Origin of the sequence: Streptomyces sp. NPDC048434 (assembly GCF_043200375.1) — a bacterium.
Taxonomy (GTDB): Bacteria; Actinomycetota; Actinomycetes; order Streptomycetales; family Streptomycetaceae; genus Streptomyces.
This window is the reverse complement of sequence record NZ_JBICXQ010000007.1, coordinates 1-26,301: the sequence shown is the minus strand read 5'-3', so window position 1 is coordinate 26,301 and position 26,301 is coordinate 1. Positions and strand designations below refer to the sequence as shown.

The window sequence follows — 26,301 nt, the reverse complement described above, 5'->3', positions numbered from 1 at the left end:
CCCTGTCCTGACCACCACCCGCCCGCCCGACGGAACAGGCCCCATGCAGAGCAAGCGCCACGGCCCCGGCCTCACCCCGCCCTGACTGCATCCCCCGGGGACGCCCCACGCCCCCCGGCCGAAACACCGACCACCCGCAGAGAACAGGCCCTACTCGATGCAGAACAGGCGCTACAGCCCCGATCTCACCCCGCCCTGGAAGAAGCAGCGGCCCGCCCCGGAGGTGCCGGCCGATCCCGATCTGGTCGTCGAGGAGGTCACCTCGGGCTTCTGCGGCGCCGTGATCCGCTGCGAGAAGACGGCGCAGGGCCCGACGGTCACCCTGGAGGACCGCTTCGGCAAGCACCGGGTCTTCCCCATGGAGCCGCGCGGCTTCCTCCTGGAGGGGCGGGTGGTCACGCTCGTACGTCCCCAGGACAGGCCGGCGGCCGCCGCTCCGGCGCGTACGGCATCGGGATCACTCGCCGTGCCCGGCGCCCGCGCACGGGTCGCCCGCGCCGGGCGCGTCTATGTGGAGGGCCGGCACGACGCCGAGCTGGTGGAGCGGGTGTGGGGCGACGACCTGCGTATCGAGGGCGTCGTCGTGGAGTACCTGGAGGGCATCGACGACCTGCCCGCGATCGTCCGCGGCTTCTCCCCCGGCCCGGACGCCCGTCTCGGCGTCCTCGTCGACCATCTCGTGCCCGGCTCGAAGGAGTCGCGTATCGCGGCCGGGGTGACCGGTGCCCATGCGCTGGTGGTGGGCCACCCCTACATCGACATCTGGGAGGCGGTGAAGCCGTCCTCGGTCGGGATTGCGGCCTGGCCGTCCGTCCCGCACGGCCAGGACTGGAAGACGGGGGTGTGCCGGGCGCTGGGCTGGCCGGAGAACACGGGGGCCGCCTGGCAGCGGATCCTGTCCTGCGTGCGCTCCTACAAGGACCTGGAGCCGGCGCTGCTGGGACGGGTGGAGGAGCTGATCGACTTCGTTACGGCCGGCGGTGACGTGTGACGGCGGGGAGGGTCTCGAACTCGGTGGTGTTCAGCTTGACGCCGAGGACATCCAAGGGAACGGGGACTCCGAACTTCGTGGTGCACTCCATCTGGTAGTCGGCTTCCTCTCCGCTGCCCGTCGGTTCGGTGAGCACCACACATTGCCCGGCGGTGGGGTCGATGATCAGGTACACGGGCACTCTGCCCGCCGCGTAGATCGAGCGCTTGTCGCCATAATCCCGATCGATGCTGGTCTTGGAGACGACCTCCACGAGCAGTGTGACCGCAGGAGCCGGGATGAGCCTGCCGGGGCCTTTCTGAGACCCTCGCTCAAGGACGACGAGATCGGGCTGCGGCTCACTGTTCTCACCGGGGATGGCGATGTCCTGGGTCTGCAGCCGACGCCAGCGATCACGGGGGATCTGGTCCTGCACGCACTCCACGATGTCGTTGTGGACCCGGTCCGGCCCCGCCATCATCACGATGTCCCCCCTGAGGAGCTCGGCTTTGAAACCTTCGGGAACCTCCAGGTTCTCGAAAATCTCGGCAGCGTCAGTAATCAGGCGGTCATCCACAGCGGTCATCTCCGTGGCCCTCCATATCCCGCCGCGTTCATTTGGCGGCAGCCTATGGACAGCGTAGGCAGGCGCGCAGCGCACCCGCATCGGTCACTCGTTCGCGGACATCACGTTCTCAGTCCACCAGATCCCGCACCACCGCGTCCGCCAGCAGCCGCCCCCGGAGCGTCAGCACGGCTCGGCCCGCCTCGTACGGACCGGCCTCCAGCAGTCCGTCGGCCAGCGCACGGGCCGCCGCCCGCGTGCCCGCCGGGGCGAGGATGTCCAGGGGGCAGCCGTCCGAGAGGCGCAGCTCCAGGAGGATGCGCTCCACCCGGCGGTCCTCGTCCGCCAGGATCTCGCGGCCGGCGCCCGGGGAGCGGCCTTCGGTGAGGGCCTGGGCGTAGGCGCCGGGGTGTTTGACGTTCCACCAGCGGACGCCGCCGACGTGGCTGTGGGCGCCGGGGCCCGCGCCCCACCAGTCGGCGCCGGTCCAGTACAGCTCGTTGTGGCGGCAGCGGGCGGCGTCGGTGGTGGCCCAGTTGGAGACCTCGTACCAGGTGAAACCGGCGGCGGCGAGGCGTTCGTCGGCGATGAGGTAGCGGTCGGCGTGCACATCGTCGTCGGTCATCGGGACCTCGCCGCGGCGGATCCGCCGGGCCAGCTGGGTGCCCTCCTCGACGATCAGGGCGTACGCGGAGACATGGTCGGGGCCGGCCCCGATCGCGGCGTCGAGGGAGGCGCGCCAGTCGTCGTCGGTCTCGCCGGGGGTGCCGTAGATCAGGTCGAGGTTGACGTGGTCGAAGCCGGCCGCGCGGGCCTCCGCGACACAGGCCTCGGGGCGGCCCGGGGTGTGCGTACGGTCGAGGATCTTCAGGACGTGCTGCCGGGCGCTCTGCATACCGAAGGAGACCCGGTTGAACCCGCCCGCGAGCAGCCCGTCGAGGTAGCGGGGGTCGACGGACTCCGGGTTGGCCTCGGTGGTGATCTCGGCGCCGGGCGCGAGGCCGAATTCCTCGCGGATGGCGGCGAGCATCCGGCCGAGGTCGGCGGCGGGCAGCAGGGTCGGGGTGCCGCCCCCGACGAAGACCGTCTCGACCGGACGCGGGTCGTCGCCCAGCACCTTGCGGGCCAGCCGGATCTCGTCCACGACGGTGTCGGCGTAGTTGTCGCGGGAGGCCAGGGCGCCGCCGGAGCCGCGCAGCTCGCTCGCGGTGTAGGTGTTGAAGTCGCAGTAGCCGCAGCGGGTCGCGCAGTACGGCACATGCAGATAGAAGCCGAGGGGCCGGCCGGCGGCCGCCGCCGGCGTATGACCGGGCAGCGCCCCGTCCTCGGGCATCGGCTCACCATCAGGCAGTGCGGAAGGCATGGGAACCATTGTCCGTCATGGCGGGGCGGTGCCGGTCCGGGCACGGTGTGCCCTACGGCACCCCGTGCCCGGCCGCCTGCAGGACCAGCAGGGCCAGGTCGTCGTCGGGCGGGACCGGGCCGAAGGCGTGGACGGTGTTGCGGATGTGGTCGGCGAGGGCGGTGGCGCCCAGGCCTGCGCCCCCGGCGAGGGTGGTGGCCAGACCGTCCTCGTCGTCGAAGAGCCGCCGTCCCGAGCGCCGCTCGGTCACCCCGTCGGTGACGCACAGAAGCGTTTCCCCTGGGCAGAGGTCGAACGATTCACTGACGTACGCGGCGTCCTCCACCACTCCCAGCAGCATCTGCGGCGCCGCGACGATCCGGACCGTGCCGTCCGCGCCCAGCACCAGCGGCAGCGGGTGGCCGGCGCTGGCGAGGGTGCAGCGGGCGCCGCCGGAACCGCCGGGGTAGGGGACGATCTCGCCGTAGAGCAGGGACAGGAACCGGGCCTGTTCGCCCTCCTCGCGGATCTCGACCGGCGCCTCCGCCCCGGCGCCGGCCGCCGCGACCGCCGCCGCGACCGCCGCGACCGAGTCAGCGGCCTCCCGCGCCATGGTCTTGTTGAGCCGGTCGAGCACCGCGGACACCCCGAAGCCGTCACGGGCCAGCAGCCGCAGCACCGGGCGGGCCAGCCCGGTCACCGCGGCCGCCTCGGGGCCGCTGCCGCAGACATCGCCGAGGGCGAAGCACCAGCGGCCGTCCCCGGCGTCGAAGAGGTCCCAGAAATCGCCGCCCGCCCAGGCGCCCTCGCGCGGTTCGTAGACCACCGCCGACTCCACGCCGGGCACCTGCGCCCGCCCCCGGGGCAGCAGCCGGCGCTGCAGGACCTGGCTGATGCGTTCCTGCCGGCTGTAGGCGCGGGCGGTGGCGACCGCGCGGGCGACCCGGCGGCACAGGTCCTCGATCAGGCCGACCACCTCGTCCGGGAAGTGCAGCAGTCCGCCCCGGCCGAGCAGCAGGGTGCCGAGCCGGCGGCCGCCGGCGACCAGGGGGCAGGCGAGTGCGGCGCCGCCCGCCCCGTAACCGCTCGGTTCGTACGGCCAGGGCCAGGGCGCCGCGCCGGACGCAACGCTGGGCGCGCCGGCGGCCGGCAGTTCCGGCGGCTGCTTCTCCAGCGCCGTACGCAGCCCATCGATCCGGCTCTCGGAGGTGTGCCAGACGCGGGCGAGCCGCTGTTCCTCGCCGTCCGCCGCGATGCCCCGGCCGGGCGCACCGCTGTCGCCGTCGCAGAGCCACACCGCGCACCATTCGGCGAGCCGCGGCACGATCAACTGGGCTGCGAGGGCGGCGACCTGATCGGCGTCGAGCTGGCCGGAGAGCAGATCGGAGGCTTCGGCGAGGAAGGACAGGGCACCGTTGACGACCTGTTCGGCGTCGTGCTCGGGCCGGGCGGACCGGCGCGGCGCCGGGGCGAGGAGTTCGGCGGCCCGCAGTCCGTGCTGCAGCAGCTGGCTGTCGAAGGCGAACTCGGGCTCGGGACCGGCGCCGTCCCGGGCACCCACGGGCAGCCGGAACCAGACGGTCTTCATGGCCCGGCGGTAGGTGATGCCCCAGGATTCGGCGACCGCGCTGATCAGCTGGAGCCCGTGGCCGCCGTTCTCGGCGGCGGCGCTGTCCTCGTGGGCGCGGACCGGCTGGGCGGGGTGGTGGTCGGAGACCTCGACGACGAGACCGGGGCCGGGTGTGCCGTCGAGGCCCGCGCCGGGGGCTTCCGCGCACGGCGCCGGGTACGGTTCCCCGCTCCGGCTCCCGTAGGGCTCCGCGCCCGGCTCCCGCGCCGGCTCCAGCCGGCAGCGCAACTCGACGGTGGTGCCCGCGTGCACCACCGCATTCGTCACCAACTCGCTGACCAGCAGCACCGCTTCGTCCGCGAGCCGGCCGGCCAGGCCCTCCGCGCCGGGCAGCTCCTGGTCGGCCCAGTCGGCGAACGTGGCCCGGACGAACCGGCGGGCGGCGGCAGCGGCCTGCGGATCACCGGGCAGGCTGGCCCACCGGGAGCGGGCCGCGGCCCCCTCGGCAGGCCCGGCCGCGGGTCCGCCACGGGACCCTCCCGCCCTCGCCATGCGCGTCGCCGTGACGTCGTCCCGTTGAGACGAAGTTGTCGTCCGCATTGAGCAACTCCCGAGCAGCTCCGCTACGGCGCCGTATGCGCCAACGACAGAGTGACAGAACGAGCGCAGCCATAAGCACTGAGTCACAGAAGTGGGTGGTCACAGCGGCCAATTCGGCTGACGCGCCGCGGGAGTTGGCCGACGCGCACAAAGGGGTGCCCGGGGAGCAGGTACGGACCACTTCAGCGGCAGCCGCGGTTCCCGCCGGCGGCCGCATTCACCCGTACGGGCGCGGCGGTGCGGGGCGCGCCGACCCGGCCCGCCCCGTACCGCCGCGCCCTTGCGGCTACGCCTCGCGCGTGCCGGCGTACATGTCGTCGAGCAGGTCCTTGAACACCCGCTCCACCACGGGCCGCTTGACCTTGAGGCTGGGGGTCACCTCACCGTGCTCGATGTCCAGGTCACGCGGCAGCAGCCGGAACTTGCGGATCTGCTGCCAGCGCTGCAGCCCCTCGTTGAGCCGCTCGACATAGCCGTCGACCAGCTCGCGGACCTGGTCGGTGGCGACGAGATCGGCGTACTCCTTGCCGGCCAGCCCGTGCTCCTGCGCCCAGGACATGATCGTCGGCTCGTCGAGGGCGATCAGCGCGGTGCAGAAGTTCCGGTTGGCGCCGTGCACCAGCACATTGGAGACGAACGGGCAGACCGCCTTGAACTGGCCCTCGACCTCGGCGGGCGCGATGTACTTCCCGCCCGAGGTCTTGATCAGGTCCTTCTTGCGGTCGGTGATCCGCAGATAGCCGTCCGCGGAGAGCTCGCCGATGTCACCGGTGTGGAACCAGCCGTCCGCCTCCAGGACTTCGGCGGTCTTGTCCGGCAGGCCGTGGTAGCCCTGCATGATGCCGGGGCCGCGCAGCAGGATCTCGCCGTCCTCGGCAATCCGCACCTCGGTGCCGGGCAGCGGCTTGCCGACCGTGCCGGTGCGGTAGGCCTCGCCGGGGTTGACGAAGCTGGCGGCGCTGGACTCCGTCAGGCCGTAGCCCTCCAGGATGTGGATGCCGGCGCCGGCGAAGAAGTAGCCGATCTCCGGTGAGAGCGCGGCCGAGCCGGAGACCGCGGCGCGCAGCCGGCCGCCGAACGCCTCCCGCAGCTTGGCGTAGACGAGCGCATCGGCGATCTTGTGCTTGGCGCCGAGCGCGAACGGCACCGAGGCGTTGCCGGTGCGGCGGAAGTTGTCCTGCGAGACCTTGGCGTACTCGCGGGCCACCTCGGCCGCCCACTGGAAGATCTTGTACTTGGCGCCGCCGCCCGCACGGGCCTTGGCCGCGACACCGTTGTAGACCTTCTCGAAGATCCGCGGCACTGCCGCCATGTACGTGGGCCGGACGACCGGCAGATTCTCGATGATCTTGTCGACCCGGCCGTCGACGGCGATCACATGACCGGCCGCGATCTGGCCCGCGGTGAGCACCTTGCCGAAGACGTGCGCCAGCGGCAGCCAGAGGTACTGCACATCCTCCTGGGTGACCATGCCGGTCGACGGGATCGCGCGCGCCATGTACGACCAGCAGTCGTGCGGCAGCTGTACGCCCTTGGGGCGGCCGGTGGTCCCGGAGGTGTAGATCAGCGTCGCCAGCTGGTCGGCGCGCAGTGCGGCGACCCGCTCCTTGACGCACTCCGGGTGGTCCTCCAGATAGGCGGTGCCGCGCTTCTCCAGCTCGGCCAGGGTGAGCACCCAGCCCTCCGGATCGCCCTCGGCGGGCTCCACGCCCGCCTCGTCGATGACGACGACATGCGCCAGCTCGGGCAGCTCCGCGCGCCGCTCGCGCGCCTTGGCGAGCTGCCCGGCGTCCTCCGCGATCAGCACCCGGCTGCCGGAGTCGGCCAGGATGTAGGCGGTCTCCTCGACGTTGGTGCTGGGGTAGACCGTGGTGGTGGCGGCGCCGGAGCAGAGCACACCGAGGTCGGCGAGGATCCACTCGACGCGGGTGTTGGCGGCCAGCGCCACCCGCTCCTCGGGCAGTATGCCGAGCGCAATGAGCCCGGCGGCCACGGCGTAGACGCGGTCCGCGGCCTGCGCCCAGCTGATCGCCTTCCAGTCGTCCGCCCCCTGTCCGGAAGCGGCCGGGACCGGATAGCGATAGGCCTCTATATCGGGCGTGGCCGCAACCCGTTCCAGGAAGAGGTGCGCCACTGAAGGCGGCCGGTTTTCGATCAGCGTGTGGGTGTCCGTCACGGCGTCCTCCGTGGCCCGCTTCGATGCTGGTGACTCGCGAGTAACCTTTGAGCAGTGATCAGACTAGAGCGCGATGCGCCCACGCGTAAGGGGCTGAGGCCGACTGGTTCAGGATGTGACCAGTGAGATAGGTGTACGTAGCACGCGCAACGACCGATAGTGAGCCGCCCCGAGGGCCCGTACCGGCCGCGCCAGGTGGGAGAGATCACACCATTCGCAGGCCACGCCGCACTCCGCACTCCGCATTCACCCCGGTGAGCTGGGGAAAGCCGACAGGGCGCCGGCCCCCTCCATGGGGACCGGCGCCCTGTTTCCTGCCATGTGGCCGCTCCGCCCGGCGGCTTCCGGGCCGGCGAACGGCCTTCGCGGGCGACGCGTTACTTCTTCGCCTTCGCATCGCCGTCGGAGTCCGAGGACAGCACCGCGATGAAAGCCTCCTGCGGGACCTCCACGCTGCCGACCATCTTCATCCGCTTCTTGCCTTCCTTCTGCTTCTCCAGCAGCTTCCGCTTACGGGAGATGTCACCGCCGTAGCACTTCGCGAGGACGTCCTTGCGGATGGCGCGGACCGTCTCACGGGCGATGACCCGGCTGCCGATGGCGGCCTGGATCGGCACCTCGAAGCTCTGCCGCGGAATCAGCTCCCGCAGCTTGGCGACCAGCCGCACGCCGTACGCGTACGCCTTGTCCTTGTGGCAGATCGCCGAGAACGCGTCGACCTTGTCGCCGTGCAGCAGGATGTCGACCTTCACCAGGTCGGCAACCTGCTCGCCGGTGGGCTCGTAATCCAGCGACGCATAGCCACGGGTCTTGGACTTGAGCTGGTCGAAGAAGTCGAAGACGACCTCGGCGAGCGGGAGGGTGTAGCGGATCTCGACGCGGTCCTCGGAGAGGTAGTCCATGCCGAGGAGGTTGCCGCGGCGGTTCTGGCACAGCTCCATGATCGAGCCGATGAACTCGCTCGGCGCCAGGATCGTGCCTCGTACGACCGGCTCGTGCACCCTGTCGATCTTGCCCGTCGGGAACTCGCTCGGGTTGGTGACCTCGTGCTCGGCCCCGTCCTCCATGTCGACGCGGTAGACCACGTTCGGCGCGGTGGCGATCAGTTCGAGGCCGAACTCGCGCTCCAGACGCTCGCGGATGACCTCCAGATGCAGCAGGCCCAGGAAGCCGACGCGGAAGCCGAAGCCCAGGGCCGCGGAGGTCTCCGGTTCGTAGACCAGCGCGGCATCGTTGAGCTGCAGCTTGTCCAGTGCCTCGCGCAGCTCCGGGTAGTCCGAGCCGTCCAGGGGATACAGACCGGAGAACACCATCGGCTTGGGGTCCTTGTAGCCGCCCAGCGGCTGCTCGGCACCCTTGTTGAGCTGGGTGATCGTGTCACCCACCTTGGACTGCCGGACGTCCTTCACACCGGTGATCAGGTAGCCCACCTCACCGACGGACAGCCCGTCGGCCGCCTTCATCTCCGGGGAGTTCGTGCCGATCTCCAGGAGCTCGTGAGCGGCGCCGGTCGACATCATCCTGATGCGCTCGCGCTTGCCGAGCGTGCCGTCGACGACCTTCACGTAGGTGACGACACCGCGGTAGGCGTCGTAGACCGAGTCGAAGATCATCGCGCGGGCGGGCGCGTCCTTGACGCCGACCGGAGCCGGCACCTCGCGGACGACCTTGTTCAGCAGCTCGGCCACGCCGACGCCGGTCTTGGCGGAGACCCTGAGGACGTCCTCGGGCTCGCAGCCGACCAGATTGGCCAGCTCGGCGGCGAACTTCTCGGGCTGCGCGGCCGGCAGATCGATCTTGTTGAGGACGGGAATGATCGTGAGGTCGTGCTCCATCGCCAGGTAGAGGTTGGCGAGGGTCTGGGCCTCGATGCCCTGAGCGGCGTCGACGAGGAGGACGCAGCCCTCGCACGCGGCGAGCGAGCGGGAGACCTCGTAGGTGAAGTCGACGTGGCCCGGGGTGTCGATCATGTTGAGGATGTGGGTCGTGCCACTTCCCTCTTCACCCTCGGTGGGATCCCAGGGCAGCCGGACCGCCTGGGACTTGATCGTGATGCCGCGCTCGCGCTCGATGTCCATGCGGTCGAGGTACTGCGCGCGCATCTGCCGCTGGTCGACGACACCGGTGAGCTGGAGCATCCGGTCGGCGAGCGTCGACTTGCCGTGGTCGATGTGCGCGATGATGCAGAAGTTACGGAGGAGGGCCGGATCGGTACGGCTCGGCTCCGGCACGTTCGTAGGGGTCGCGGGCACGCAGGGTCCATTCAGTGAACGCGGGTAGGCGGGACTCGGGTATATGACGTCTCCCCCATCGTCCCATGAGCGAGGGGCTCGGTCCGGTTTGGGCGGGGCGAGGTGGGGTTCGGAGGCTTCGGGCGGGCGCTTCGGGGGTGGGGGCGGGGGGCTCGCGGGCGGCTCAGGGGGTGGGGTCACGCTTCGGGGTGGGCGCGGGGGTGGCTCGTCGGCCGGGGGGCGCTTCGGGGGCGGGTGGGCGCGGCTCGCCGGCCGGTGGTGGGGCAGGCGCGGCTCGTCGGCCCGGGGACGGGCGCTTCGGGGCGGGGCAGCAGGGCAGCAGGGCAGCGGGGCAGCGGGGCAGCGGGGCAGCGGCCGAGGGTGGGTCGCTTCCGGGCGGGGGCTCGGCCGCGGTCGGGCGGTGGGTCCGGTCCGGTTTGGGAGGCCGTCGACCCTGCTGGTAGCCTGGTCCACTGCGCTTCGTGCCCTCTCAGGTGCGCGGCGCAACTCGAAACTCCAACGAACCTGAAAAGGCTCTTTCGTGGCGAACATCAAGTCCCAGATGAAGCGGATCAAGACCAACGAGAAGGCTCGTCAGCGCAACAAGGCTGTCAAGTCCACTCTGAAGACCGCGATCCGTCGCACCCGCGAGGCCGTGGAGGCCGGTGACCTGCAGAAGGCCACCGCCGCCCAGGCCGAGGCCGGCAAGAAGCTCGACAAGGCCGTCAGCAAGGGTGTCATCCACAAGAACGCCGCCGCCAACAAGAAGTCGGCGCTGGCGACGAAGGTCGCGACCCTCAAGGCCTGACCTTCCTTCCGGCGAAGATCATCGGCCTGACCAGGTCTGATCTTCGTCCACCGCAGAACCTGTAGTACCCCTGTCGGCAGGGACCCAGCGGCCCCTCTCTCCGCTCCCTGACCGATGCACCACCGCGCCGCACACGGCCTGCGTTCGCCACGCGGGTGCGGCGCACCCGGCCCACTCGGCGTACACCGCCGACCAAGCCGCAACAGCTTGATACGAAGGCCCCGCCTCCCCCCTTCCCCAGGGGCGAGGCGGGGCCTTCTGTCGTTGGGTTTCTGCCGTTGGGTTTCTTTCATTGCGGCTTGGTCGGCGGGGGCTTTGCCGTCGGGGGTTTCGGTGTGGGGTTTCCCGTGGGTGTTCCCGTGAGCTTTCACTGTGGGGCTTCGTTGTGAGTTTTCGTTGTGGAGCTTTACTTGTGGGTGGCTTTGCACGGGGCTTTTGGGGCGCGCCTTTCGCATGGGCCTTTGTTGTGGACTTCTGTTGTGAAGCCCTTTTTCCGGAGCCATTTTTTGTGGGGACCTGTTGTCGAGACCTGTTGACGGTGGGGTGTTGTTGCGGAGCTCCGTTGCAGGGTCCCGGTTGCGAGGCCTTTGTTTGCCGGGCCTCTGTTTGCGGGGCACTTGATAGGCGGCTACTGGAATGGGGCGGCGGTGGCGTGAGCTTGTGGTGGGGCAGGTGGGGCCGTACCTCGGTCTGCTCGCCGTGGGATAAATTCCGTGCCGCAGAGCCGGGTTCGCTTTTCGCGGGGTCCGCTACGCTGCGGCCATGTCGATATCGGGGGACCAGAACAATCCATACGGCCAGCCGCAGCCCAATCCATACGGTCAGGTGCCCGCACCCCAGAATCCGGTGCCCACACAACAAAATCCCTACGCACAACAGGCCATGCCGCAGGGGCAGGCCGGCGGATACGGCTATCCGGCACCCGGCGTACCCGCCCCGCCGGTGGGGCCGCCCACCGCGGCACCTGTAGCGGCACCCGGCGGCGCGGGCCGCGGAATGTCCGGCTGGCTCTGGGCCGTCGGCGGGGTGGTCGCCGCGTCCGCGATCTGGAGCTCGGTGTTGTTCGCCACCGGGGGCTTCTCCTCCGAGCCCAGCCCCGACCTCGCGGGCTACGCCTACACCGGCGATCTGTGTGCGGACACCTCGATGACGCCCTTCGAGAACGCGCACTTCAAGACCAAGGCGAACACCGGAACCGCCTCGAAGGACGCCAACCCGCAGCACAGCGGCGCCCAGCTGAAGTCCCTGGACACGATGACGTGCAACGTCTCGTTCGAGCAGGACACCGCAAGCAGCTCCGCCTACTCCTCCACCTGGCTCTACAACACCGCCACGCTGCACCGGGAGACCGACCCGGCACCGGAGTTCGCCGACGGCTACCGCTCGTACGAGAAGCAGGACACCTCGGTCGGCTACAAGGTCGATGCCGTGCCGGGAATCGGTGACGAGGCCTATCTGGTGACCCGGAAGGACGAGGGCAGCACGAGCAGCAGCTCGTATGTGATCCTCGGCGTACGGGACGGCTGGATGACGTACCAGTCGACGTGGTCGAGCTATGCGTCGAGCAGCAGCGGCGGCAAGCAGCCGACCGCCGCCGAGGTCGCCACGATGCTGAAGACCAGCGCGACGGAGACACTCAAGCGACTGCAGAACTCACGGTCCCGGTGAGGGTCGCCCCGCAGGGAGCAGCGGGCCGTAGTGGCCACGGGCGCTCTGACGGTTGACGCCTGACGGTTGACGCCCGACGGGCTGACGGGCTGACGCGTCGCGGCGGTTGGTCGTCGTCGCGAGTGGTCGCAGTTGGTCGTCGCCGTGGCGATTGGAAGTCATCGTGGCGATTGATCGTCGCCGTGGTGATTGATGGTCATTGTGGCGATTGCGATTGGTCATCGTCATCGTGATCGGCGCCGCGGCGATTGATCGCGCTGCAACGGGGTCGATGACGGCCGGCCGGCCTGCCTCTGCCCGCTGCGACAGCGCGGGTGCGCCGACGGGAGGACCGCGGCCGCTACTTCACCGCGAGCGGGCCGCCCGGGCAATCGCCACGACGGCCTTCTCCAGGGCGTACCCGGGGTCGTCCCCGCCGCCCTTCACCCCCGCGTCCGCCGCCGCCACCGCGCGCAGCGCCGTGGCCACACCGTCCGCCGACCAGCCGCGCATCTGCTGCCGTACCCGGTCGATCTTCCAGGGCGGCATACCCAGTTCGCGGGCGAGGTCGCCGGGGCGGGCGCCGCGCGGGGCGGAGGCCAGCTTGCCGATGGCGCGTACGCCCTGGGCGAGCGCGCTGGTGATCATGACGGGGGCGACGCCGGTGGCGATCGCCCAGCGCAGCGCCTCCAGCGCCTCGGCGGCCCGGCCCTCGACGGCACGGTCCGCGACGGTGAAGCTCGATGCCTCGGCCCGGCCGGTGTAGTAGCGCGCGACCACGGACTCGTCGATGGTGCCTTCGACATCGGCGGTCAGCTGCGAACAGGCCGAGGCCAGCTCACGCAGATCGCTGCCGATCGCATCGACCAGCGACTGGCAGGCCTCGGGCGTCGCCGAACGCCCGACCGCACGGAACTCGCCCCGCACAAAGGCCAGCCGGTCGGCCGGCTTGGTCATCTTGGGGCAGGCCACTTCCCGTGCCCCGACCTTACGGGCAGCGTCCAGCAGGCCCTTCCCCTTGGCACCGCCGGCGTGCAGCAGCACCAGCGTGATCTCCTCGGCGGGCGAGCCGAGGTACGCCTTGACGTCCTTGATGGTGTCCGCGGAAAGGTCCTGGGCGGCGCGCACCACGACGACCTTGCGCTCGGCGAAGAGGGAGGGGCTGGTCAGCTCGGCCAAGGTGCCGGGCTGGAGCTGTTCGGGAGCGAGGTCGCGCACATCGGTGTCCGCATCGGCAGCCCGGGCAGCCGCCACCACCTGCTGCACCGCGCGATCCAGCAGCAGGTCTTCCTGGCCCACCGCGATCGTGACGGGGGCGAGCGGGTCGTCTTGAGCTGTCTTCCTGGCCATCGCGTCCAGCATCCCACGCCCCACTGACAGCCCCGCCCGGACCGCTCCGGGGCCCTGCCGGACCGGAGCGCCACCCCCTTGTCGGACAATGGCCGGGTGAATGATGCTGCCCCACACCCACCACACCTCCGGCATGTACTGGTACTGCCCGACCGCGACGCCGCGGAGGAGGTGGCCGAGGCCCTGACCGAACGCTTCGGTGTCGCCGAGGAGCCCCAGCTCGTACGGGACGCCCTGGCCGGTGAGGACGACGCCGAGGACGCCCAGTGGCTGGTGGTGGTCGAAGACCCGGACGCCGCCCATGATCCGGCGCGGCTGCACGACCTCGCGGCCGAGTACGACGGCTGGCGCGAGGCCGAGTAACGACGGGCCGCGGGGGACGCGGACCTAAGCGCCGCTCCCGGGCGCCCGCACCCCGCCGACCTCGGGCTCCCGCTCCAGAACAATCCCGAAGTGCTCCCGGTAGACAGCGAGAACCTCGTCCCCGCCCACCTGGCGTTCGTCGCGTGCACCATCAGTCCCGGTGGTCACGAGCGTACGTCCGGAGAGCGTGACCCGACCGGTCTCGGTCAGCCGTGAGCACACCAGGGACTGGGTGAAGTGCGACTTGGGCGAGGTCCGGTGCCACCAGCATCCGGCCTCGAAGTCCGCGTAGGCACGGGGGCGTTGCTCCAGGCGGTACTGCGGATCGCCGTCCCGCAGGACATCGAGGTCCCCCTCACCCGTCTCCTCGATCCGGAACACACCACCGGGATCGGCCTGCTCGGCACGGCTGTCCCAGCGCAGCGGAAAGTGGCTGTGCCTGCCGAAGCCGACGTCCGCAAGCCATGGCCCGCTCGGCGTCCGGACGCGCAGTACAAGGTGGTCATACGGAATCCCGAGCCCGTCGGCGCCGAACACCCGGGCGGGGAGCAGCTCGACCTCATAACCGAGCGCGCCGAGGAGCATGGCGAAAGCGCCGTTGAGCTCGTAGCAGAAGCCGCCTCGCCGAGCACCGACGATCTTGTCCAGCAACGGCTGTTCCGCGAGCACGATCTGCTCGCCGAGGTGGATGGAGAGGTTCTCGAAGGGGACCGTACGCAAATGGCTGAGGTGCAGCGCGCGCAGCGCCTCGGCATCGGGGGAGGTGGGGCGGTCGGCGCCGATCCGGGTGAGGTAGGCGTCAGCGGCAGCGGTGTCCATCAGGTGTGGGTCCTTCTCTCCGAGGCGAACCAGCGGCGGGTCCGTTCCACCGCCGAGGCGGGCGTGGCGGCAACTACCTCGGCGAGGGTCTGTGCGGCCAGCTCACGTCGCCAGGCCAGCTCGGCCTTGCGCATCGCCGTGGAGATCCCACAAGGCCGTCCGAACTCCCTCCCGGATCCCCCGGATCCCCCGGATGCCCCGGATGCCCCGGACGCCTCGGCCCCGGCTCCTCGCCGGCGGATCTCGGTACACCGAAAGACGTCTTCGGTGCCCTCGATCGCGGCGACGACGTCCATGAGGGTGATCCGTTCCGGTGGCCGCGCCAACTGGAAACCGCCCCGCGCGCCGGGGGTGGAGCTCAGGATCCCGGCCCGGACCAGCGCCTGTAGCCGCTTGTTCAAGTAGGCCGCCGGCAACTCGAACGAAGCCGCCAGCCGAGCGGTGGACACGGGCCCACCCCCTTCGAGCCCGGCCAGCGTCACACAGCAGTGCAGGCTCCACTCGACGCCTTCACTCATCCTCATGATCTGGAGCCTACAGATCATGATTCAACGGCTCTCCGCGATGCGTACGGCCTGTCGTGAGGCATCCCCGGCCTGTCGTGATGCATCCAGCCTTTCGTGATGCGTCCGGCCTGTCGTGATGCGTCCGGCCCGGGTGGCCTGCTTGCCCCATCGGGTCTGCTGCACAGCACGGCACAGCCCTCCTTCTCCGGCCCGGCGCCCCTGACGCCACACCTGCTGAGCCCGCTTGATGCCGTCGGCCCACGCAGCCGGCCCGTCGTATCACCGCCAGGCGTCACCGCCTACGCCTACGTGGCTTCTCCAGCGCGTTCGGGGAGGTGCACGGCGGGAGTGAGGTCCGGCCCGGGTGCCGGCTCTTGCCCGGCGGTGGCTCCCGGCAGCGTGCGTATTCGGGGCACGGGCGAGGGCAGCAGCCAGAGGAGGCAGAGGGTGGCACCGGCGGTGGCGATCCAGAGGGTGGGACGCAGCCCCAGAGCTGCGCCGAGCGCACCACCGGCCATGGCACCGAGGGGGCGGAAGCCATAGTTCAGGGTGCGGGAGGCGCCGGCGACGCGAGAGCGCAAGGCGTCCGGTATCAGCGCGGCGAGCAGCGAGCCGGAGGAGATGTCAACGAGCATCACGCCGACGCTCGACAGGAATTCGGCGACGAAGAGCAGCGCGATGACCAGCGGAGTGGCACCACCGGCCAGCGGGACGAGCAGCAGCGGCACGGTGAATCCGGCGTAGCCGAGAAGGATGGTCGGCCCGACACCGATACCGCGCACCACGCGGCCCGCGGCCGCCGCGCCGATGAGACCGCCAATCGCGCCGCTCCCGAGAACCGCCCCCAACATTCCTGCTTTCAGGCCGAGTTCGGTGGTGGCGTAGAGCACGAAGAGGGTGTGGAACATGAGATTGAAGAACTGCACCGTCCCGGAGGCGGCGAACATCGCGCGCATGACGGGCTGCCGCAGCGCCCAACGCGCTCCCTGGGTGACATAGCCCTTGGCCGGCGGCGAGGGCGGCGGCTCGGCCGGTGCGATACGCGCCAGCAGCGCGGCGGAGCACAGAAAGGTCAGCGCATCGGCGAGCAGTGCCAGGGGCACGGCGAGCAGTTGAACGAGCAGACCGCCCGCGCCGGGCCCGCTGACGAATGCCATCGCGCGACTGCCGTTGAGCAGGGAATTGCCCTCGACGAAGCGGCTCTTGGGAACGAGTGAGACGAAGAGAGTCATCTGGCAGATGTCGAAGAGGACGGTGCACGCACCGACCATGAAGGCCACGGCGTAGAGCTGGGCGAGAGTGAGCGCGCCAACAGCGTAGGCGACGGGCAGGGAGACGATCAGCAGCGCGCGGAGCAGATCGGCGGCGATCATGATCCGGCGGCGCCGGGCCCGTCGGTCGAGCCAGGCACCTGCAGGCAGACTCAGCAGCAGGGCGGGGAGCAGCTCCGCGGTCTTGAGCAGGCCCATCTCGGCGGCACCGGCACCCAGGACGAGGACGGCGACCAGCGGGACAGCGATCAGGGAGATCTGGTCACCGATCAGGGAGACGGACTGAGCCGTCCAGTAGCGGCGGAACGCGCGCTCCCGTAAGAGGACGGGGACCCGGGCCTTCGGCAAACTCATGAGACCCCGCCTTCGCCCGGGGCCGGGACCTCGGTCACGGCTGGGGCGTCGGCCGAGGAGCCACCCGCGATGGCGGTGCCACCTCCAGCTGTGGGTTTGCCGCCGACTGAGGTCTCGCCGTCGCCCGTACCATCGCCCCCGGCACGCGATGCACTGCCGCTCCGCGTCTCGATGTGACGGACGAAAGCAACCCGCAGGAAGCTCACCAGCCGCGCTTCGGCCGGCCGGGACCCCGGGTCCTGCAGCCGCGCCGCATACGGGCTGAGCAACTCCATTACCTGTTCGCCGAGCTCGGTGAGCTCCTCGGCGGTGAGGTAGAGCGAGACATCTCCGTACTGCTCGGCCTGCTGCCATGCCCGGGGCAGGGCAGCGCGCTGCTCCAAGGCGTGCGTCATCTTGGTGAAGTAATTCTCGGCAAGCGCGACGTTCAGGGCCGCGGAGGCCTCGGCGACATCGGGATCGTCGGAGTACTCCGGCCAGCCGGTGAACTGCGCGGTCGCGCGCCATGGCTTCTCGCGCCCGCGCCCGCCCTCGGCCTCCTCCACCAGGTCGTACTTGGCGAGCATCCGCAGGTGGTACGAGCAACTGGCGACGGACTCCCCCGTCAGCTCGGCCGCGCGGGTGGCGGTGAGCGGACCTTCGCGGCGCAGCAGCCCCACCAGCTCCATGCGGGTGGGGTGGGCATAGGCGCGCAGCGCACGCGGATCGGAGAGCTGGGTGCAGTCCGCGAACGGGTCCGGCTGCGGCCGTAGTTCGCCGACCGCGTCGGGCCGCTCCGACTCGGACTGCTGGGACCGCTCCGACCTCTTGGGCATGAAGTAAAGATATCTTTAGAAAGGTTCCTTTACAAGAGTGGGACCGCCCGCGGTGAGGGCGGAGGCGGCGTCTGATCCGGCGGTTGCCGACGGGAAGGGCATGGGGACGGGTACCTGAGCGGCGGCGGGCGGGCCCGCGCAGCGTGGCTCGGCGGCCATCGGCTCGGCCGGCGCCGGTTCGGCGGCCGTCGGATGGACGAGAACGGGCTCTCCGGTCGTTGACCGGACGGGACTTGGACCGGTGGCCGTTGACCGTCGTGGACAGCCTGGCCGTGGTGCCCAGGATCGCGATGGCGCCGTCGGTGTCCGTCCGCAGCACCCGGGCGCCCTGGGCGCGCAGCGCCGCGATGGTGCGGGGCGCCGGGTGGCCGTACGGATTGCCCATGCCGCAGGAGATCAGCGCCAGGCGTGGCGCCAGCCGATGCATCAACGGCGGGTCCTGATAGGCGGAGCCGTGGTGGGCCACCTTCAGGACATCGACGCCACCCAGCTCCGGGTGGGCTGCCAACAGTGCGCGCTGTGCGGGTGGTTCGAGGTCACCGAGCAGCAGGAGGGTCAGTCCGCCCGTACGGACGAGCAGGGTGACGCTGGCGTCGTTGGGGCCGTCGAGGGTGTCGGGGTCGGCTGGTTGGCTGTAGGGGCCGGTGGGGCTGCCGGGGCCGGGGAGCCCGGGTGGAGCGGGGGGCCAGAGGACCTCCCAGGTCAGTGGGCCCAGGTGGCGCCGCTCCCCCGGTACGGCGCGGATGACCGGAACTCGGGCCGCCGCAGCCATTGTGCGCACGAACTGTGCCTGCCCCGGAGGATCTTGCAGCGTCGTGGTCTCGATCGCACCGACGGAGCGGCCGCGGAGCGCTCCGGGGAGCCCGTCCACATGGTCGGCGTGGAAGTGCGTCAGGACCAGTAGCGGAATACGTCGGATACCCAGGTCGGTGAGGCAGCGGTCGATGGCGTGGGGCTCGGGCCCGGTGTCCACCACCAGCGCCGTGCCGTCCCCGGCAGCCAGCACCAGGCCGTCGCCCTGCCCCACGTCTTCTCTGTCAAGTTCTGCGTGTCGTGGGTGCCTACTCAGCCGGGGGCTCTGCCCGAAGGTGGCGGCCAGCCAAGCCGTCGTCCGCACCGCCAAAAGATCCGGCTGAACAGATTCGCGAGGTCCAGGACTTCGTGGCCTGACTCCAGCAAGCCCGTAAGCCCGATCGGCGCCGACAACAGGGCGCCCTGCGACTTGGGACGGCGAACACCGTCGCCGGGAAGCGGTACGCGGGCACTGGATGCGCACCGAGGATGATCGACCACAATTTGACCGTGGTGAAGGAGTTCTAGGGCTTCCAGCCGGTCGCCACCGATCGTTAATCCGGTGTCCTGTCAGCGCAGGCGGACGCTGCCGGGCGGCTGCACGCCCACCACAGGAAACTCGATGCATTTCGGGGCGGGTTGGCCAACAGCCGTGTGCTCTCTTCGACCCAGCGGTAGGCCGGCCGGGCCCGGCCGGCACGAGTGGGGAAGCCCAGAAGACTCAGCGGGTTTGGGCAAGCTCGAGCTCTGAGGCGAACATTAGCGCGGCGGCCCTAAGAACTGCATTGGCACGGCGTAGGTCCCGGACTTCGCGCTCCAGCTCGCGCAGCTGATCGTCCCCTGGGGCCTCGGCCGTGGGCTCGCGCCGGATCGCCTCGGCCTTCTTGACCCAATGCCGCAGTACCTCAGGATGAATCTTCATGAGGTCGCCGACAGTTCCGACCACGCCAGCGCGGTCCGGGTCCTGGGCGCGGATGTCGAGGACCATGCGCACGGCGCGTTCCATGACGTCGGGCGGATACCTGCGCTGAGCGGGCACGATTCGTTACCTCCAAGCCGTTCGGCATGGCCGGACAAGCTTTACGGACGGCAGCCTACTGAGCGGTCTCCACGCATTCCTGGATGAATTATGCACAGCTGTTCATGGTGACCAAAGAGGCGCGAGTGTTCAAGTCGGTGCCGTGCCTCTGTCTCTGCCCGACCCTGTGCTTCACGCGTTCGGAATGCACCTCCGGCGCATGCGCGAGGCTCGCGGCATGACCTTGGAAGAGCTGGCGGCCCAAAGTGGCCTGAGCTTCCGCGGAGTGGTCTATATCGAGCACGGCCAGCGCAACCCAAGCTTGACAACCTTGATCAATCTTGCTCGAGGCCTGCACGTCCAACCTTCTCGTCTTCTAGCCGTCTTCGACGCCGAGCAGGGGTTGTTTCCGGAGGCCAGCAGCCCGACACAGGATTGAAGCGATGCACCGAGGCTGCCATGGCGTGAAGGCCCACACGTGCGGCGGCGCTCCCAGAGTTACTCGTCGCTGTTCGAGCGCTGGCTGCCACCCGGACGGCAGCCCCAATGCCCCAACGTTGACTTCAAGCTTGGTCTAGGCCGCTTCTGGTGACCCTCTATGCGCAGACAGGCACGTGGTGAGCTCGTGGATCCGCGTTCGAAGCCGCTTGGCAAGGCTGGGCTCTGAACCTGAGCTGCCCGCGTTCGCCGCAGCAGGCCCGGGGGGATGGTTGGCTGGCGCAGGTCATGTGGCTACTGACGTTGCATGCGTGATGTCGTCATGGCTAGTACTCCAGCTGTAGATCGTGATCAGACGTCGTGAGACGCTGCCCTTCATGATCGCCAAGCTGCAGTGTGTGGTGTTGGACTGTGCCGATGTCCTTGAGCTGTCCCGGTTCTACCAGTCGCTTCTCGGCGGCGTAGTGAACCAGCCGGATCCGCGGTGGTCGCTCGGCGACGGCTGGGCGACGCTCCACACCGACGGGCTCGTGCTTGCCTTCCAGCGGGTGGAAGACCATCAGCCACCACGGTGGCCGGACCCCGCTCGGCCCCAGCAGTTCCACCTCGACCTGGGTGTCAAGGACCTGGAACGAGCCCAGGAAGACGTCCTCAACCGGGGTGCCACACTGCTCGACGAGGGTGACGGAAAACGGAGTTGGCGCATCTTTGCCGACCCGGCAGGTCACCCGTTCTGCCTCGTCCGGGACTGACAGGGGGCACCGAAGGAGTGCGGCCACCGGTGATCATCGTGAGTTGTGTGGACTGACGACGAGACGGTGGCCGCAGGCCACAGCATAGATCCCGCCCGATGGCGGGAGGCGTTCGAGGTGGCCATGAGCCGGATCGCGGGCTGGTTCAGCCGCTACGAACCCCGCCTGCGGGCCGGGCGGTTGGTGCTGGGCCTGCTGTCGGACCTACCGCGCAAAAACTGCTGGACGATCGCGGAGTGGGCCGGGGAGCGAGCCCGCACGGCATGCAGCATCTGCTGTGCCGGGCCTCCTGGAATGCCGACGCCGTCCGCGACGACATGCGCGAATACGTCGCCGAGCACCTCCACGACGAGGCGGCGGTGCTGGTCGTCGACGAGACCGGCGATGTGAAGAAGGGCACCCACACGGTCGGGGTCCAGCGCCAGTACACCGGAACGGCCGGGCGGATCGAGAACTCCCAGGTCGCCGTCTACCTCGTCTACGCGGGCGAGCGGGGACACGCGGCGGTGGACCGGGAGCTGTACATCGCGCGCTCGTGGACATGCGACCCGGACCGCTGCCGGGCAGCGGGGCTCGGCGAGGACACCGTCTTCGCGACCAAGCCGGAACTGGCCGGCACGATGATCGAACGGTTCCTGGACGCCGGACACCACGTGGGCTGGGTCTCCGGGGATGAGGTCTACGGCGGCAACCCCAAACTGCGCACGGCTCTGGAGGAACGCGGCATCGGCTATGTCCTCGCGGTGGCCTGTTCGGCCGAAGTGGCCACCAGTGCGGGCACGTTCCGAGCCGATGCCCTGGTGAAGAAGGTGCCGAAGCGGGCCTGGCAGAAGCTCTCGGCCGGACGCGGTGCGAAGGGACAGCGGTTCTACGACTGGGCCGTCATCGATCTCACCGAGGCGGCCCCGGGCAGCCGCCCGTTCCTGATCCGCCGCAACCGCACCACCAGCGAACTCGCCTACTACCGCTGCTTCTCACCCCAGCCGGTGCCGCTGACCGAGCTGGTGCGGGCCGCCGGATCCAGATGGCGTGTGGAAGAGACCTTCCAGACCGAGAAAGGGCTGGCCGGACTCGATGAACACCAAGTCCGCCGCTACCCCTCCTGGACCCGCTGGGTCACCCTCACGATGCTCGCCCACGCCTTCCTCGCCGTCGTCCGCGCCGACGAACACGCCCGCAACCCCGCCTCGGACGCGTTGGTCCCGCTGTCCTGTAACGAGATCCAGCACCTGTTCATCACGCTCGTCTTCCAGCCCCTCCACGACATCGCCCACCGACTCAGCTGGTCCGACTGGCGACGCCGCCACCAGCAGCGATCCCGCACCAGCCACTACCAGCGACAAGCCGCATCCCAGACACGAAGATCATGATCTACAGCTGGAGTACTACTGGAGTACTAGAGGGGCACGCCCTGCGCCGCCCGCGCGTACTAGACGCGTACGCACGGCGGCACTCGCCTTGGGTCGATCAGGCAGGGGTCTATCTCCGCGCCGCGACGTCCCGAATGCGGGCACAGCAGTATCCGCGCCTGCCCTGGCACGGTCAAAGTTAGAGCACATGGATTTATTTTTGTAGCCGACTCAAAGCTGCCACCGCTCCGTATAGCTCAGCCCGCCAATCTTTTTCCCGCCGCCGCATCATCTCGTTTTGCTGCTCGTTGCTGACGGGCGGATTGCCTGGTAGTTCCATCACGGCAAGTTGCGGCTGCCGTCGCCCCACGTAGTGCCGGCACATGTCCACGCCGGGGTCTGGAGGCGCGGCGAACACCAGCGACCAACTGCCGTCGGACGCCGTCGCAGTGGTGAACATGGTCGCTGTCGAGATAAGCGAGTACAAGGCCTCGTGTGGATCGTGGACTTCCTCAAGCTCGTCCACGAGGATCGTCCAAGCATTCCTCGTGATGGACTCCCACACGGCATGCCGAAGCTGCCTGAAGAGTTCATCGTCGTGGGTGGGCTCTTTCCTCTTCAAGTCGCCACCGCCCTCCCGCCAATGCGTGTACGGCTCACGGATGCGCCAATTCAAATGATGCGAATCAGGCCGCCGGTATTTATCGGTCAGCTTGCTCGGGAATGCGCGAATGCTTGCGTGCAGGTTGAAGGAGACGAAAATGATGGGGCTATTCGCCTGTGACCTGCTTCGAATTTTCTCCAGTGTAATTTCTGCAGAGAAGGGAAAATTCGAAACGTGCCGCTGATGAAACTGTTCGAAGCTGGACGGGAGGTGAGGGCGCCGATAGGTGACTCCGCTCTCCGCGCAAGATCCGTCGACTCGATCCTGCGGCTCCAGAAGGAATAGGCTACTGTCCGAAATGCTTTCGATTTCTTCCGGGAGCGACTCGACACCGCCGCCGTCGATTTCGGCCAGCCGGCGTTCCAGCTCATCGTCGGGTACCGGCGTGAAGTCATCTGCGGCGGAGAAGTCCGGCTCCTCCACGTCCGGCGGCGACTGCATGAGGTGCCAGTACGCCACCAGGGCCAGGCTGTAGGTCTTCCCGGCCCCCGTGGACACCGTCACGTACGTTCGATCCGCGTTCTCGAACATCACCGCACCTCCGCTTCCTGGTCCTGCGCGACCATCTTTCGCAGCTTCGTCGTTGCCCGGCTGAGGCGGACTTTGACCGCTCCTACCGTCGAGCCAAAAGCCTTGGCCTGCTCTTCCTTGCTGGCACCGGAATATGCGAGGGCAATCACTTTCTGATCGTCGGCCGACAGCTTGCCGAAAAGTTCATTGAGGCGGAGGAGGCCCACACACTGCTCGGGCTCCCCTTCCGCCGGCGCCGCCTGCACGATGACGTTGTCCGTCATGTCGCACAGGAACTCTCGTTCGCGCGCTCGTTTCGCCTTCTCCACATGGTCCAGGAGCCGCTTGGAGACCCGGTCCCAGAGGAAGCCCTGCGGATCGCGGATCTGACGCCAGTACCGTGCCGTCTCCTGGTAGGCCTTCGATAGGACGTCTTCGGCATCTTGCTGCGACAGGCGGCTCTTGGCCATCAGGCGACGCAGAGTCCGGTTGTAGGACCAACGATAGAAGGTCCTGAACTCATCGTCCGTGCGCGGCGCTTCACTGCTCACAGCTCCCTGACTCCGTCATCTATCGCTCGGGCTGACATTGCGCCCCGGCTTCAAGGACGCGCAGGAGGAGCCCTCGGGGGACCCGCTCACAGGGGTAGGACGCCCGTGGCTGGACCGCTGTTACACCCGAACACGAATGAGTTGAGGTCGAGTGGTCGCAGGCTCCTTTCCCACGGACGGTGACCACCGCAGGACTGGCACGATGACGAAGTCCCGACCACCAGCACCGCCGCGGGCCGGTACCCCTCGGCCCGGTCGAGAGGCAACGAGGTACCTCTCGGACGGCGCGTCCTCCGCGACCATCCTGTCGTAGAACTCGATACGTATACCCAGCTCCGCAGCGGGCTTAGCGTACGAGTGCTCCGTTGTCGGAGGGGACCGAGATCACTCCGGCCTGCGCGATGTGGGGGGCGTGGATCGGCTCTCAGTATGCCTACTCATGCCTTGGCTGCCCGCCTGCAATTATCACCGAGACGGGCGCCACTTGTGTGGATCGGGAGTGGACTCTCTTACATGCACGTGTCAGACGGCGGTTCAGCCAGGCACGCCGGAGGAATCCGGGTACGGCAACTGCCGTACCCGGATTCCTGTGTAACGGCAGCCCAAATGGGACGTCCTACATCTGTGAGCGGGCTCGAAGCTGGGCGCATGGTCCGCCCGTTGCGCTCGGCTACCGACTCGCCCTTGCGGGGGCTAAGCCCCCGCTAAGCCAGTCTTCGAGCCCTGTCGTGTCGCCAGACGCAAGGGGTGACCCGTCCACGCTCCAGCCTTCGCATGCGAAACGCCCACGCCCGACCCCGGAGAGAACACCACCATGACCACGATCGCCCTGCTCGTCCTAGTCCTGCTTGTTCTTGTCATCGCCCTCGTCTCCGGCGGACTGGCGTACCTGGCATACCGTCATCCAGCTGCACGCGAACCACTGGTCGTGGGCCTCGCCGCTGCAGCCGCCCTGGGAGCGCTCGTGACGCCGATCGTTATGCGCTGAGCCGCACCAGTCTCATGGCCGGCGCTCAGAGTCCTGCGGTCCAGATGTGGCGGCCCCCTGGGCAGCAGGTCGCCCACCGCCTTCCATGCTGCGAGTCCCGCGAAGGTCGGTGGCCGAGTGGTAGTCCAACGCTCGCGCGCCGAGGAGATCCCCCGGCAACCACCGCGACAGGTCCGTCTTGCCGGGTGAGCGGTCGGGGGAGGGCGGTTGCATGATTCGCCCGCCCCCGTAGACGTTGAGGTTCAATTCGGGCACCAGAGGCTTCGTTGCTGCAGCGCAGGCCCTGCAGATCGTGGAATCGACGGGGTTCACGGGAGGAAGCCAGGGCGGCCGTCGGCGGCGGTGAAATTGTAGGTGGTGGCCTCGGAGAGGACGCCGAGAGGCGGATCGCCATTCTCCATGATCACAGCTTGGCCGGGGAAGGCGAGCATGTCCTCGTAGAAGCGGTCCACGACGGTGGATGTGATGCGCACGTCGGGTACGTCGGGGTCCTCTGGGGTGTACTTCACCGGCTGGCGGTAGGTGACCACGGGGGAGTCCAGGACGACGAAGCCGAGATGGGGGAGGTCTCGTTCGATGCAGAATTGGGCCAGGGAGGTCGTGAAGGCCGAATGCAGTACGGATCGCACGCCCTTGCCACGACCAGCGCGCGGGCGGCCCCCGGCCCGGATCTCGGCGTTGTACTGGTCGTACCCAGAGTTGTCGACTGCTGGTACTTCCCAACTGCCCAAGGTGCGTTGGAGGACCGAGTCGAAGTCGTTGACGACCCGGGCGGCGATGTACTCCGCAGGCCGGGTAGCGGGCACCGCTCCCTCCCCATCGAGGCGAGAGCGCTTGTCCTCAAGTTCCGTGATCCGCGCATGCAGTTCCAGCCCCCGCTCGACTGCAGATCGTGTGTCCAGCAGCTCCTGGAGGCCCTCCCTGAGCGGTGCGAGCCGGTCCTCGGTTTCGGCGATGAGTTCGTCCAGCGCCTCCAGGTCATCCTTGACGGCCTGCCACGTCTGGGCGCTTTCTTCCTGTTCGCAGGCGAGGTCGGCGATAGTCGGCAGGAGGTCGGTGAGCAAAGCAGTCGTCTTCGCAGCCTCCGCCTGCACCGCAATGTGGAGCTGAGTGGCCTCCTGCTGGCTGTGGCCGGGGTGCTGGTGCTCGGGATCCGCTCCGCAAAAGACGCAGGTTCCGACGCGGAAGTAGCCGAGGATGCTGCCAGCCTCGTTGACCATGACCAAACGCTCCAGATCGGAGCGGTACTGGTCCTCCAGCAAGCTAAACCGTCCCAGCAGATCGCTGACCTCGGCCAGCCGCTCGTCTAGCCCGGCAAGTCGGCGGGCGTGCTTCATGCGCTCGCGTACCGCTTCGCGGTGACCTTCGTCGGCCGCGCGCAGGGCAGTGCTCTGCGCATCGATCGCGGTTTTGACCCGCGCCAGGCGGTCCTTGAGGTCGCGCTCAGTCTCGTCCGACTCAAGCTTCGCGTACAAGTCAATCACGAGCTGGTCCAAGAGGTTGATCTGTCCCCTGTTTACACGCCGCTGTCCCGCGTTGGGCCCGGTGTCGACGGAAGGGTCTCCCTCCCCGGTCAGGAGGAACCGCATGACCGACGTCTCCGCGGTGCGGGTGCTGGCGGTGCCGGTGCGTAGGACCGGGGAGGGCATGGCGATCATGCGGTCCTCCGTAACCACGGACAGGTGCACCAGATCGGTCAGCGCCAGGGAACGGGTGCCACCGGATTCGTTCTTGCGGATGAGGACCTCGTCTAGACCCAATACCGGTGACTTTGGGGTGTTCGGGTCGTTGGGAGTGGTGTGCCAAGGCCCGGACAGGTGAAGTCGTCGGTGGATGACCGGCTTTCGGACCG

21 protein-coding genes and 2 pseudogenes are annotated in these 26,301 nt (G+C 69.0%); 8 read left to right on the top strand and 15 right to left on the bottom strand.

The window, feature by feature from the left end:
- Nucleotides 1-157: 157 nt before the first annotated feature.
- Entirely contained in the window at nt 158-991 is an 834-nt protein-coding gene (locus ACGFWI_RS10215; protein ID WP_393905494.1) for a DUF3097 domain-containing protein, read from the top strand.
- On the opposite strand, the gene ACGFWI_RS10210 is transcribed toward ACGFWI_RS10215, so the two are convergent.
- The 5 genes from ACGFWI_RS10210 to lepA all read right to left on the bottom strand — a co-directional run bounded on the left by ACGFWI_RS10210 (nt 969) and on the right by lepA (nt 9,475).
- Nucleotides 969-1,556, bottom strand: a complete 588-nt coding sequence (locus ACGFWI_RS10210; protein WP_393905493.1) for a Uma2 family endonuclease — start codon at nt 1,554-1,556, stop codon at nt 969-971. The genes ACGFWI_RS10215 and ACGFWI_RS10210 overlap by 23 nt on opposite strands.
- A 109-nt stretch (nt 1,557-1,665) precedes the next feature.
- Nucleotides 1,666-2,898 (bottom strand): radical SAM family heme chaperone HemW, encoded by a 1,233-nt coding sequence (gene hemW, locus ACGFWI_RS10205; protein ID WP_393905492.1) that lies wholly within the window; start codon nt 2,896-2,898, stop codon nt 1,666-1,668.
- A 52-nt stretch (nt 2,899-2,950) separates the two neighbouring features.
- Nucleotides 2,951-4,999, bottom strand: a complete 2,049-nt coding sequence (locus ACGFWI_RS10200; protein WP_393905491.1) for a SpoIIE family protein phosphatase — start codon at nt 4,997-4,999, stop codon at nt 2,951-2,953.
- Between the two features lie 334 nt (nt 5,000-5,333).
- Nucleotides 5,334-7,223 (bottom strand): AMP-dependent synthetase/ligase, encoded by a 1,890-nt coding sequence (locus ACGFWI_RS10195; protein ID WP_393905490.1) that lies wholly within the window; start codon nt 7,221-7,223, stop codon nt 5,334-5,336.
- Nucleotides 7,224-7,600: 377 nt separating this feature from the next.
- Nucleotides 7,601-9,475 carry a translation elongation factor 4 gene (gene lepA, locus ACGFWI_RS10190; protein ID WP_393905489.1) on the bottom strand — a complete coding sequence of 625 codons (1,875 nt, stop codon included), beginning with the start codon at nt 9,473-9,475 and terminating at the stop codon, nt 7,601-7,603.
- Nucleotides 9,476-9,995: 520 nt separating this feature from the next.
- Between lepA and rpsT the strand changes: the two genes are divergently transcribed.
- Nucleotides 9,996-10,262, top strand: a complete 267-nt coding sequence (rpsT, locus tag ACGFWI_RS10185; RefSeq protein WP_393905488.1) for a 30S ribosomal protein S20 — start codon at nt 9,996-9,998, stop codon at nt 10,260-10,262.
- Between the two features lie 762 nt (nt 10,263-11,024).
- Nucleotides 11,025-11,930 (top strand): hypothetical protein, encoded by a 906-nt coding sequence (locus ACGFWI_RS10180; protein WP_393905487.1) that lies wholly within the window; start codon nt 11,025-11,027, stop codon nt 11,928-11,930.
- Nucleotides 11,931-12,275: 345 nt separating this feature from the next.
- Here ACGFWI_RS10180 and holA read toward each other — a convergent pair whose 3' ends face one another.
- Nucleotides 12,276-13,259 (bottom strand): DNA polymerase III subunit delta, encoded by a 984-nt coding sequence (holA, locus tag ACGFWI_RS10175; RefSeq protein WP_393905486.1) that lies wholly within the window; start codon nt 13,257-13,259, stop codon nt 12,276-12,278.
- A 96-nt stretch (nt 13,260-13,355) separates the two neighbouring features.
- Between holA and ACGFWI_RS10170 the strand changes: the two genes are divergently transcribed.
- Nucleotides 13,356-13,622: a hypothetical protein gene (locus ACGFWI_RS10170; RefSeq protein WP_393905485.1), complete on the top strand. Its 267-nt coding sequence runs from the start codon at nt 13,356-13,358 to the stop codon at nt 13,620-13,622.
- 24 nt (nt 13,623-13,646) lie between these two features.
- Here the strand turns inward: ACGFWI_RS10170 and ACGFWI_RS10165 are convergent, their stop codons facing one another.
- The 6 genes and pseudogenes from ACGFWI_RS10165 to ACGFWI_RS10140 form a co-directional block, all read right to left on the bottom strand.
- Nucleotides 13,647-14,441, bottom strand: a complete 795-nt coding sequence (locus ACGFWI_RS10165; protein WP_393905484.1) for an arylamine N-acetyltransferase — start codon at nt 14,439-14,441, stop codon at nt 13,647-13,649.
- A complete protein-coding gene (locus ACGFWI_RS10160) occupies nt 14,441-14,965 on the bottom strand; it encodes an RrF2 family transcriptional regulator (RefSeq protein WP_393905483.1) in 525 nt (174 codons plus the stop codon). The genes ACGFWI_RS10165 and ACGFWI_RS10160 overlap by 1 nt, the downstream gene beginning before the upstream one ends.
- A 287-nt stretch (nt 14,966-15,252) precedes the next feature.
- Nucleotides 15,253-16,572, bottom strand: a complete 1,320-nt coding sequence (locus ACGFWI_RS10155; RefSeq protein ID WP_393905713.1) for an MFS transporter — start codon at nt 16,570-16,572, stop codon at nt 15,253-15,255.
- Entirely contained in the window at nt 16,569-17,387 is an 819-nt protein-coding gene (locus ACGFWI_RS10150) for a winged helix-turn-helix domain-containing protein (RefSeq protein ID WP_393905482.1), read from the bottom strand. The genes ACGFWI_RS10155 and ACGFWI_RS10150 overlap by 4 nt, the downstream gene beginning before the upstream one ends.
- 241 nt (nt 17,388-17,628) lie before the next feature.
- Nucleotides 17,629-18,417, bottom strand: a pseudogene (locus ACGFWI_RS10145) (ComEC/Rec2 family competence protein); the annotation flags it as partial.
- Between the two features lie 483 nt (nt 18,418-18,900).
- The gene (locus ACGFWI_RS10140) at nt 18,901-19,218 is read right to left on the bottom strand and encodes a transposase (RefSeq protein ID WP_393905481.1); all 318 of its coding nucleotides are present in this window, start codon (nt 19,216-19,218) and stop codon (nt 18,901-18,903) included.
- Nucleotides 19,219-19,402: 184 nt separating this feature from the next.
- Between ACGFWI_RS10140 and ACGFWI_RS10135 the strand changes: the two genes are divergently transcribed.
- The 3 genes and pseudogenes from ACGFWI_RS10135 to ACGFWI_RS10125 all read left to right on the top strand — a co-directional run bounded on the left by ACGFWI_RS10135 (nt 19,403) and on the right by ACGFWI_RS10125 (nt 21,757).
- Complete coding sequence (locus ACGFWI_RS10135) at nt 19,403-19,636, top strand: helix-turn-helix domain-containing protein (protein ID WP_393905712.1); 234 nt, start codon at nt 19,403-19,405, stop codon at nt 19,634-19,636.
- A gap of 376 nt (nt 19,637-20,012) precedes the next feature.
- The gene (locus tag ACGFWI_RS10130; protein ID WP_393905711.1) at nt 20,013-20,387 is read left to right on the top strand and encodes a VOC family protein; all 375 of its coding nucleotides are present in this window, start codon (nt 20,013-20,015) and stop codon (nt 20,385-20,387) included.
- Nucleotides 20,388-20,510: 123 nt separating this feature from the next.
- Nucleotides 20,511-21,757 (top strand): annotated as a pseudogene (locus tag ACGFWI_RS10125) (IS701 family transposase).
- 193 nt (nt 21,758-21,950) lie between these two features.
- Here ACGFWI_RS10125 and ACGFWI_RS10120 read toward each other — a convergent pair.
- Together ACGFWI_RS10120 and ACGFWI_RS10115 are read right to left on the bottom strand one after the other, a co-directional pair.
- On the bottom strand, nt 21,951-22,931 hold the full coding sequence (locus ACGFWI_RS10120; protein ID WP_393905480.1) for a hypothetical protein: 981 nt from the start codon (nt 22,929-22,931) through the stop codon (nt 21,951-21,953).
- The gene (locus tag ACGFWI_RS10115) at nt 22,931-23,461 is read right to left on the bottom strand and encodes an RNA polymerase sigma factor (protein ID WP_393905479.1); all 531 of its coding nucleotides are present in this window, start codon (nt 23,459-23,461) and stop codon (nt 22,931-22,933) included. The genes ACGFWI_RS10120 and ACGFWI_RS10115 overlap by 1 nt, the downstream gene beginning before the upstream one ends.
- An 814-nt stretch (nt 23,462-24,275) precedes the next feature.
- On the opposite strand from ACGFWI_RS10115, the gene ACGFWI_RS10110 reads away from it, so the two are divergent.
- Entirely contained in the window at nt 24,276-24,449 is a 174-nt protein-coding gene (locus ACGFWI_RS10110; protein WP_393905478.1) for a hypothetical protein, read from the top strand.
- 308 nt (nt 24,450-24,757) lie between these two features.
- Here ACGFWI_RS10110 and ACGFWI_RS10105 read toward each other — a convergent pair.
- The coding region (locus ACGFWI_RS10105; protein ID WP_393905477.1) for a hypothetical protein at nt 24,758-26,301 on the bottom strand (1,544 nt) is incomplete at its 5' end.